This window comes from Streptomyces sp. NPDC041968, from assembly GCF_055589025.1.
In genome coordinates this window covers 1-2,241 of sequence record NZ_JBVJCB010000035.1, presented here as the reverse complement: position 1 = coordinate 2,241, position 2,241 = coordinate 1, and the positions used below count along the sequence as shown (strand labels likewise).

Here is a 2,241-nt window from a genome sequence, read left to right as displayed (position 1 = left end):
GCCGAAGAACTCCGCGTCGAACTCCGCCGCGGAATGCAGGAACCCGCCCTCCCGCACATAACTCCTGCCCGGCACCCCCGGCTCCGGGTCGTACAACTCCTCGATGTCCCAGCCGCGGTCGGCCGGGAACGGGGACAGCGTGTGCCCGTCACCGGCCACCAGGTTCCACAGGTCGTCCGGCGACAGCACACCGCCCGGATAGCGGCAGGCCATGCCCACGATCGCGATCGGCTCACGCTCGTCGGCCACGGCCGGCGCGGGGGTGGCCGCCACCGGGTCCGCCTCGCCGTCGGCACCGAACAGCTCGTCGTGCAGGTGGGAGGCGAGCGAGACGGGGGTGGGGTGGTCGAAGAGCAGCGTGTTGGGCAGGTTCAGCCCGGTGACGGCGGTCAGGCGGTTGCGCAGTTCGAGGACGGTGAGGGAGTCGAACCCGGCGGACCGGAAAGCCAGCTCCGGATCGACCGCGTCGACCGAGGCGTGGCGCAGGATCCCGGCGGCCTCGGAACGCACGAGCGTGAGCAGGGAACGACGACGTTCCGCCGACGACGGGCCGACGGACAGCCACGGCCGGCCCTCGTCTGCGTCCTGGCCGCTCCCTCGGGTGAGAGCGGCGCGGTCGGCCGCGGCATGGGCGGCGCGCGCCGAACGGGCGGCGGGAACACCGTCGAAGAGCGACCAGGTACGGCGGGTCACCGAACGCCCGACGAAGGTCTCCCAGTCCACGTCGGCGATGAGCAGCGAGGTCTCGCCGGCCGCGGGTGCCCTCGTGGCGGAGGTCCCGGTGACGCCCATCACCTCGTCCAGGACGTCGAGCGCGCGCTCGGGGTCCAGGGCCGCGATGCCCTCCCGCTCGAAGGACGTCGCCGCGGTTCCCGAAGCCATTCCGGCACCGGCCCACGGTCCCCAGGCGATCGAGGCGGCACGTCCTCCCCTGGCCCGGCGCCGCTGTGCCAGGGCGTCGAGCGCGGCGTTGGCGGCGGCGTAGGCGGCCTGGCCCCCGTTGCCCCACACGCCGACGATGGAGGAGAACAGCACGAAGGCGTCCAGCGGAAGGTCCGCGGTCAGCTCGTCCAGGTGGCGGGCCGTGGTGACCTTGGCCCGCAGTACGGTGTCCACCCGGTCGGAGGTGAGTGAGTCCAGCACACCGTCGTCGAGCACGCCGGCCGCATGCAGTACGGCGGTGAGGGGCCGTTCCGCGGGGATGCCCGCGAGCAACGCGGCCAGTGCGTCCCGGTCGGCGACGTCGCAGGCCTCGACGGTCACTTCGGAACCGAGCGCCGTCAGCTCCTCGACGAGTTCACCCACCCCGGCGCCGTCCGCGCCGCGCCGGGTCACCAAGAGCAGGTGCGCGGCGCCCGACCGGGCCAGCCTGCGGGCGACCTGCGCGCCCAGGGCACCGGTGCCCCCGGTGATCAGTACGGTGCCGGAGGACCACCGGCCGTCCGTCAAGGGAACGGAGCCGGAGACGGGGACGGGGTCAGGGGCAGGAACCACACGGCGGACATGGACACCCGAGGGCCGTACCGCGAACTGGTTGTTCTCCTCCCCGGCGAGCAGCGCCCCGACGAACGTACGGAGCACCGCGGACGACACACTCCCCGGCAGGTCGGCCAAGCCGCCCCAGCGAGAACCCAGTTCGAGCGCGGCGACCTGTCCCAACCCCCAGAGCTGAGCGCCCCCGACCGAGGGGATCTCGTCCGGCCGCACGGCCACCGCCTCACGGGTGGTGACCCAGAGCGGGGCGCCGGGTGCCGCCTCGCCCAGGGCCTGGACGAGGGCGACGGCATCGGCCGTGTCCGGCTCGGACGGGGCGAGCCACAGGACTCGCGTGCTGCGAGCGGCATGGTCACCGGCGGCCCGCAGCAGGTCAGCGGCTGCCTCCCGGCCGGTACCGACCGGCACGACGACGGCGTGGACCTCGGCCCCGCGCACGGTCAGCTCACGTGCGAGGGCGGTGGCGAGTCCGGAGTCGGCCGTGTCCTCGTCCGGTGCCAGGAGCAGCACTCGGCCGGCAGGCCGGGGGCTGCCGCGGTCGACGACGGCCGGCTGCCAGGTGACGCGGTAGCGGAGCCCGTCCGTCGACTGACCGGCGGCCTCGGTGTCGGTCGCGGTGGTGCGAGTGGGGTCCAACCAGTAGCGGTCTCGTTGGAAGGGGTAGGTGGGGAGGTCGATGCGTCGGCCTGTGGGACCCGTGTGCAGGGCGTTCACGTCCAGGTCGGCGTCGCGGGTGAAGACCGTCGC

Annotated in this window: 1 protein-coding gene; it reads right to left on the bottom strand. The window is 73.9% G+C overall.

The window, feature by feature from the left end:
* On the bottom strand, positions 1–2,241 hold a 2,241-nt coding region (locus ACZ6EG_RS33990; RefSeq protein ID WP_469610512.1), incomplete at both ends, for a beta-ketoacyl reductase.